The organism is Streptomyces sp. IBSBF 3136, from assembly GCF_036815105.1.
In the GTDB taxonomy this organism is placed as follows: domain Bacteria; phylum Actinomycetota; class Actinomycetes; order Streptomycetales; family Streptomycetaceae; genus Streptomyces.
In genome coordinates, this window is sequence record NZ_JAJSZC010000336.1 from 1 (window position 1) to 6402 (window position 6402).

The window sequence follows — 6402 nt, forward strand, 5'->3', positions numbered from 1 at the left end:
GTCCTAGGACAGCGAGCAAAGCGGCTCTTCTTTGAGCTGCTCCGGAGCTTCGACACTGGGAGTACTTCATGCCGTCGTTCAAGATCGACCTTTCGACCGCCGTGGTGTTCGTGGCGACCGCGCCGGAACCGAAGATGGTGAACAAGAAGACCGGTGAGCAGGCGATGGATCGGGACTCGACGCCGGGGAGAGCATCAAGGCTCTGAGCGAGTACCTAGGTCATGCCGATCCGGCATTCACGCTGCGCACGTACACACACCCCATGCCCAGCAGTGACAGCCGCACCCGGTCCGCCGTGGACGCCCTCTTCACCGAGGCTTCCCACTCTGACGGCCCGATCACGGCCCCGAAGGACCCGGAAGGTCTCTGACCTGCTACTTTTCCAGACGAACAAGTTCTGACGCCACGCCTCTGCGATCTGCGGCTCCGTCCTTGGTCAACCTGCTGACCAGCGGCGGAGCCGCAGTCGCTTGTCAGCGTTGGTGGTCGTTGAGCGCCCCCGCGCGGTCCAGGGACGGCCCGGAACGTCACGTCAGAAGCACCGGTAGTCAAGAGGGACGCACGCGCCATAGCGGCGATGCTGTCTGATTCGTGCTGCTGCTTGAGCTGCGCATATGCCATTACGCTGCGCTCTCTTGGGGAAAGCCATGCGTTTGTACTGGGGATATGTCGCGGTTGGAGCACTCGTCGTCGCGTGGACCCAGCGATGGACCCTCCCGATCATCGCCGCCTTGTCCATTGCGGTCTTCGCCTACGCTTCTTTCCAGGTGCCAGTCTGGTGTGGAGCGGTCAATCGGGACGGTCGGACCTACTGCCGGAACAACGCCTACGGCGTACTGATGGGGTGCCGAAACCGCCAGCATCGTTGGCAGAAACTCAAGATGATCGTGCTGCGGAGCAAGGTCGGGGACGTGAGTCGTGCCGTTTTCCCGACCGCGAAGGAAAAGTTCAACGCCTTCTTGGCCGTAGCCGGCCTGCTCTCTGCGATCGCAGCAGTGATCGTCCCCGTCTTCACCGGTGATTGATCGCCCGCACTCCTCGGGCGGGCTGTGGCGTGCGGTCTTGAAAACCGTCGTAGCGCGAGTCACCGTGGGTTCAAATCCCACACGCACCGCGCAGGTAGAACGGCCTCCGACCAGGCGACACGGTCGGGGGCCGTTCTCGTGTCTGTTCCCTGCGACTGCCCGGTGTCCCCCATGGCTACCCGTTCGCTGGGACACGTGAGGGGGCACGGGCCCCCGCGTCGTACGCTGCGCCCATGCGCTATCTGGTCGAGACGTTCGCTGTCGGTGCTCTGCGGCGTGGGCAAGGGATTGAGCAGTTTCTCGGGCCCGTGCAGGGGGCCGGGACACCGGCCATTCGCTGGGTCGGCATCGAGTCCACCAAGCGCGGGTACGAGGTGACACTGCACGTCGTAGAAGACGTGGGCAGCGAGAACTTCTATGATCTCCTGGAGTTCCCACCGCTCGACCCCTATGACCAGTTCGGCCAGACGCTGGCTGTTACCGACGATGCGGCAGGCGCGATGACTGAGGCTGAGCGTCGAACCGGAGCGGTCCGTCATCGCTGGGTGAATGCAGGCTTGGCCGGAGACGAGTACGTCGACTTCCTCCGTGCGGGGCGCCCTGCAACGTGAGGTCGCCGGAGTCCCAATGCCCCAGTCGAGCGCCGCTGTCCGAGTCTCGCCGAGCGGGCAGGTGAAGGGCGTGCGGCCGTCGCCGGCCACCGCTTCAGGAGCCGGTCAGGGAGTCCGCGTGGGGCCATGACGACCAATGGCAGTCAAAGCGGTTGCTTTAGTCCGCTGCTGCGCTTGCTACAGGTTGATCAGCCTCAGGCGGGGCGGGCACTGGGACGTCCGTACGTCAAGATGCGGGGCAGCACCTCGCGCATGCGTGCCATCTCCGCCGCCGGCGCCCGCAGCAGGGCCTCGACGACGGGATCGGCCAGGCCGAGCGCGTCCGACGACGAAGGGTCCAATGTCACCCGAAGCACATCCCCGTCCAGTTCCACCTCGCGTACGCAGCCGTAGGCGGTGCCCTGGTCCGGTGTGACAAGGCAGTGTGTCCATCCCCAAGGACACTTCCTGCGTGTCGGGTTCCTCGAAGTCGCACATGAACAAGAGGGAGAACCCATCCTCGTCGTCCGACTCGGCCACACCTGCCATTACGCAGTCGTCTTGGTCCGGGTCATCGAACCCGCAAGCAATCTGCGCCGTGAATCTGTACACCATGCGGGTGTTTCTAGCACTCGGGGCTGACAGTCTTGATCACGTCGGAAGACGGCGGATGACGAAAGCGGTGCACCCATTGCCGGATACGCCGCTCCCGTCTGTGAACCCGTGGCCTCATCCTTATCAGGCCGATCACTGTGTCTGGCGACATCGGCCGAGCCGCCCGGAACCGCTACGGAGATCGGTCAGTCAAGGTCATACAGGATGCCGCGAGGGTCGTGAGCGACGATGGTGGGCGCTGCCGGTTGCTGGGGCTGCTGCACTTCGCTGCTGTACCGCTTACAGGTCCACTCGGGACTTCGCCTCCTGGTGGCTTCCCTGCCGCAGCACGACGTACGCCGGCCTGAAGGGCAGACCACGGAGGGTTGGCTCCATCACCTTGAAAAACGAGAAGGCCTGGGCGGATCCGGAGTCCGGCACGGTCTACTGCCTCTCCGAGGCGCCCTCGGCCGAAGCGGTCCAGCGTGTCCACGAACGTGCCGGCCATCGGGCCGACGAGATCCACCCGGTTCCCGTGACCGTGTGAGGGCGGGTCCGGCCGGCGGTGGAGCCGTCCTCTCGGGCTGCGCTCAGCTGGGGGTGTCGGCCGGAGCCGGTGCTTCCCGCGCTTCTTCTCCCCGGCCTCCCGCGGGTGCCGGATCGGCTAGATCGTCGGTCAGGGCCACTTCCAGGCCGCCGCTCAACCGCGCTGTGTGGTTGAACGTGAAGCCGCACAGGCATGCCACGGCGGTGCCCAGGAGGATCTCGCCGGCGACGACCACGGCGGCGATGAACAGCGTCTGCGACAGCGACGGCCCCGCGCCCGGAGCCACCACCGCCATGATCACCGATGTGGCGAGCACGGCACCGAGGACGCACACCCCGAGGCTCCCGAGGAAGAGGAAGCTCATCACCGTGATCGACCAGGGGTTGTTCTGGGATATGCGCAGGCGGGTGGGCCGACGCGGTGGAGCGTGCGGGAGCGTGTGGTCCCGGGTCGGTGCCGCCACTGCGCGGGACACGATGTCCTGCGTCCGCTCACGGACGGTGTTCGGGGTCCTGCTGCGCCTGGTCCGGCCCATGTCCACTCCCTGGCTGGTCGACACCTGCGACGCTAAGCGCGGGGGTGCGGCCGCGCACTCCCGAGGATGACGCTGAGTGAACGTGAGGGCGCCGGGCCCGCCGCTCGCGGCACGGGGGCCGGACCCGGGGGGGCCGAACGGGTGATGTCCTGCCGGACGGGGCGTGCGCGTCTGAGTGCCTCTCGGCACGAGCGTCCGAGGGCCTCTCGGCACGGGGGGGCGCCGGTGGTGCCGGCACCCCCTTCGCCGTGCGCGGGCCGGGGCCCTCAGGCGTACTCGGCGATGTCCTTGATCATCGCGAAGCCGAGGCCGTACGCGCTCATCCCCCGCCCGTACGCCCCGACATGCGCTCCGGCCCCGGTGGTGCCGGCCAGGACCCAGCCGAACTCGGACTCCCGGTAGTGGAACTCGGCGGGCACGCCGTCCACCGGGAGGGAGAGTCTGGACCACTCCGGGCCGTCCAGGTCGTCGGCCAGGGCCCACGCCGTCTCCGTCTGCTGGTCCAGCCAGTCGTCGCGGAGGCTGTGGTCCATCTGGCCGGGCCAGGTGAACGACAGCAGCCCCACACCGGCCAGCCAGGCCGCCGAGGACACCGACGTCGCCTCCAGCAGGCCCGTGCCGTCGGCGCTCCTGCGGGACGGGTTCGCGGCGACGGTCACCACGACCGCGAACTTCTCCCGTGGCTCGTCCGCCGCCGACGCGGCCATGTGCTCGTTGCGTACGGAGGGCTCGTCACCGTGCCCGATCGAACCGTGTTCCACGGCCCCGTCGGCCGCGGTGCCGACCTGCATCAGCCAGCGCGGCCCCGTGAAGGCCTCGTCGAGGCCGTACCAGGGGAAAGGCGCCTCCAGGTAGGCGTCGACCGTACGCCGGGCGGAGCGGGACTGCTGTCCGCCCTCCGCGGCCGGCGCCTGCGCGCCCACCCGACTTGTCGTCTCCATATGCCCGGACGCCTCCTCGCTCTCGTCGGACCGGGGCGGCCCGCCCCCCTTCGGGCGTACTCGTCCGGTCCGCACAACAACTCGGCAGCATATCCACACCGCTGACGGCCGCCGGGAAACCGCCCGGCGCGTGGGTCGCGCGGACGGCCTCCACACGCGGTGCGCGGGAGGCTCTGCGGGTTCCACGGGCGCGGGGTGTGAAACGCGTCACGCGTGCGGGCCGTGCGTCACAGGCGTCGCACGGCCCGGGTGGCGGGGTCGGTCAGGTGGCGTCCGCGTCGAAGGGCGGCCGGTCGTCCGGGCCGGGGTCCTCGGGCTTCTTGCTCATGTCGATGCGCCCGCCGGAGGACGAGGGGGACGACGGGGACGGGGCGCCGCCGTCGCGGCTGTTGACCGCGTCCGTGACCTCCGCCATCTCCTTCTTCAGGTCGAAGCCGTTGCGGATCTCCTTCAGCCCCAGCTCGTCGCTGTCCAGCTGCTTGCGCAGGAACGCCTTGGGGTTCAGGTCCTCGAACTCGAAGTCCTTGAAGTCGGGTCCGAGCTCGCTGCGGATGTCGTGCTTGGCGCTCTCCGAGAACTCCCGGATCTTCCGGATCGTGCGCGTCACGTCCTGGATGACCTTCGGGAGCTTGTCCGGACCGAAGACGAGAACGGCGATCACGATGATGGTCACCAGCTCCAGTGGCCCTATGTCATTGAACACCTGACGCTCCCATTGCGAGTCCTCGGTCGCTCAACGGTACCCGGCTCGACAGTGGCACCGATACCGTCCCGTGGTGAGACTTCTGTCAGTTCTGTCCCGGACTTCGGTCAATTCTGCTCCGAAGCGCCCAGCACCAGTGAAACCTCCCGCTCGCCGCCGTGTTCGACCGTCAGACGCAGCCGGTCGCCCGGTTCATGGGCCCGGATCCTGACGATCAGTTCCTCCCCCGAGTGGACGCGCTGACCGTCCACCTCGGTGATCACGTCGCCCGCCCTGAGGCCGGCCCGGGCGGCGGGTCCACCCGCGGCGACGGCCGGACCGCCGTCCCTGGCCTTGCTGTCGACGCGGGCGCCGTCGCCGGTCCAGCCCATGTCGAGGGTGACGCCGATGACGGGGTGGGTGGCGTGCCCCTCGTTGATCAGTTCCTCGGCGACCCGCCGGGCCTGGTTGACGGGTATCGCGAAGCCGAGCCCTATGGAACCCGCCTGGCCGCTGCCGGAGTCGGAGCCGGTCCCGGCCGAGCGGATGGCGGAGTTGATGCCGATGACCCGGGCCCGGGAGTCGAGCAGGGGGCCGCCGGAGTTGCCCGGGTTGATCGGGGCGTCGGTCTGGAGCGCGTCGACGTACGACACGTCGCTCCCGTCGCCCTTCTCCCCGCCGGCGGTGATGGGCCGTTCCCTCGCGCTGATGATGCCGGAGGTGACGGTGTTGGCCAGGTCGAAGGGCGCACCGATGGCGACGACGGGGTCACCGACCCGGACGTCGTCGGAGTTGCCGAGGGGCAGCGGGGTGAGCCCGCGGACCCCGCTGACCTGGACGACGGCCAGGTCGTATCCGCTGTCGCGGCCGACGATCCTCGCCTTGGCGGTGTCGCCGCCGCTGAACGTCACGGATATCTCGCCGCCGGAGGAGGCGGCCTGGACGACGTGGTTGTTGGTGAGGATGTGCCCGCGGGCGTCGAGCACGAAGCCGGTGCCGGTGTCCGCCTCGTCGGCCCCGCTCACGTGCAGCGTGACGACGCTGGGCAGGGCCCGGGCCGCGATCCCGGCGACGCTGTCCGGGGCCCGTCCGGCGGGCACGCTCCCGGCCTGCGGCAGCGTCACGTCTCCGGCGCCCTCGCGCTCGACATAGGCGCCGGCGAGGCCGCCGACACCGCTGGAGACGATCGCGACCACGGCGGTCCACACCAGCAGGAGCCGCCTGCCCCGCTTGTCCCGCTGACGGCGCGTGAGCACCCCGGCACCGGTCTGCTGCAACGGTCCACCGGCCAGGGGCTGCCGCCCGTCCGCACCCACGGCCCACGGGTCGTACCCCTGCCAGGGATCACTCCCGGGCCCTCGCCCCTCCCCGGAACCCGTCTCCGCGCCGCCGATGGCAAGATCCCCGGGCACTCCGGCGACCGCCTCCCCGGGGTGCCCGACAGCCGCTTGCCCCGCGTGGCCCTGGGTGGGCGGAGCGGCCCGGGCC

At 69.2% G+C, this 6402-nt stretch carries 8 protein-coding genes and 2 pseudogenes; 5 read left to right on the top strand and 5 right to left on the bottom strand.

Annotated elements, in window-relative coordinates; translation table 11 throughout:
- The first annotated feature begins 68 nt into the window (after nt 1-68).
- The 4 genes and pseudogenes from V7E45_RS38050 (at nt 69) to V7E45_RS38065 (ending at nt 1636) form a co-directional block, all read left to right on the top strand.
- Nucleotides 69-206 carry a hypothetical protein gene (locus V7E45_RS38050; RefSeq protein ID WP_333778854.1) on the top strand — a complete coding sequence of 46 codons (138 nt, stop codon included), beginning with the start codon at nt 69-71 and terminating at the stop codon, nt 204-206.
- Nucleotides 176-370, top strand: a pseudogene (locus V7E45_RS38055) (site-specific integrase); the annotation flags it as partial. The gene V7E45_RS38050 and the pseudogene V7E45_RS38055, both read left to right, overlap by 31 nt.
- 277 nt (nt 371-647) lie before the next feature.
- Nucleotides 648-1025, top strand: a complete 378-nt coding sequence (locus tag V7E45_RS38060) for a hypothetical protein (RefSeq protein WP_333778847.1) — start codon at nt 648-650, stop codon at nt 1023-1025.
- 233 nt (nt 1026-1258) lie between these two features.
- Nucleotides 1259-1636 carry a hypothetical protein gene (locus V7E45_RS38065; protein WP_333778848.1) on the top strand — a complete coding sequence of 126 codons (378 nt, stop codon included), beginning with the start codon at nt 1259-1261 and terminating at the stop codon, nt 1634-1636.
- A 194-nt stretch (nt 1637-1830) separates the two neighbouring features.
- Here V7E45_RS38065 and V7E45_RS38070 read toward each other — a convergent pair whose 3' ends face one another.
- Nucleotides 1831-1983: a hypothetical protein gene (locus V7E45_RS38070; protein ID WP_333778849.1), complete on the bottom strand. Its 153-nt coding sequence runs from the start codon at nt 1981-1983 to the stop codon at nt 1831-1833.
- Between the two features lie 635 nt (nt 1984-2618).
- On the opposite strand from V7E45_RS38070, the pseudogene V7E45_RS38075 reads away from it, so the two are divergent.
- A pseudogene (locus tag V7E45_RS38075) lies at nt 2619-2756 on the top strand (nickel-binding protein); the annotation flags it as partial.
- Nucleotides 2757-2799: 43 nt separating this feature from the next.
- On the opposite strand, the gene V7E45_RS38080 reads toward V7E45_RS38075, so the two are convergent.
- From V7E45_RS38080 to V7E45_RS38095, 4 genes are all read right to left on the bottom strand, one after another.
- Entirely contained in the window at nt 2800-3291 is a 492-nt protein-coding gene (locus V7E45_RS38080; protein WP_333778850.1) for a DUF3566 domain-containing protein, read from the bottom strand.
- A gap of 266 nt (nt 3292-3557) precedes the next feature.
- The gene (locus tag V7E45_RS38085) at nt 3558-4232 is read right to left on the bottom strand and encodes a hypothetical protein (RefSeq protein ID WP_333778851.1); all 675 of its coding nucleotides are present in this window, start codon (nt 4230-4232) and stop codon (nt 3558-3560) included.
- Between the two features lie 262 nt (nt 4233-4494).
- Nucleotides 4495-4935 (bottom strand): sec-independent translocase, encoded by a 441-nt coding sequence (locus V7E45_RS38090; RefSeq protein WP_333778852.1) that lies wholly within the window; start codon nt 4933-4935, stop codon nt 4495-4497.
- A gap of 107 nt (nt 4936-5042) precedes the next feature.
- Nucleotides 5043-6402: S1C family serine protease (locus V7E45_RS38095; RefSeq protein WP_333778853.1), on the bottom strand; the 1360-nt coding region annotated here is incomplete at its 5' end.

Excerpts from the sequence above, each read along its gene's own strand:
- V7E45_RS38050 (WP_333778854.1), top strand. The coding sequence starts at position 69 with ATGCCGTCGTTCAAGATCGACCTTTCGACCGCCGTGGTGTTCGTGGCG.
- V7E45_RS38060 (WP_333778847.1), top strand. The coding sequence starts at position 648 with ATGCGTTTGTACTGGGGATATGTCGCGGTTGGAGCACTCGTCGTCGCG.
- V7E45_RS38065 (WP_333778848.1), top strand. The coding sequence starts at position 1,259 with ATGCGCTATCTGGTCGAGACGTTCGCTGTCGGTGCTCTGCGGCGTGGG.
- V7E45_RS38080 (WP_333778850.1), bottom strand. The coding sequence starts at position 3,291 with ATGGGCCGGACCAGGCGCAGCAGGACCCCGAACACCGTCCGTGAGCGG.
- V7E45_RS38085 (WP_333778851.1), bottom strand. The coding sequence starts at position 4,232 with ATGGAGACGACAAGTCGGGTGGGCGCGCAGGCGCCGGCCGCGGAGGGC.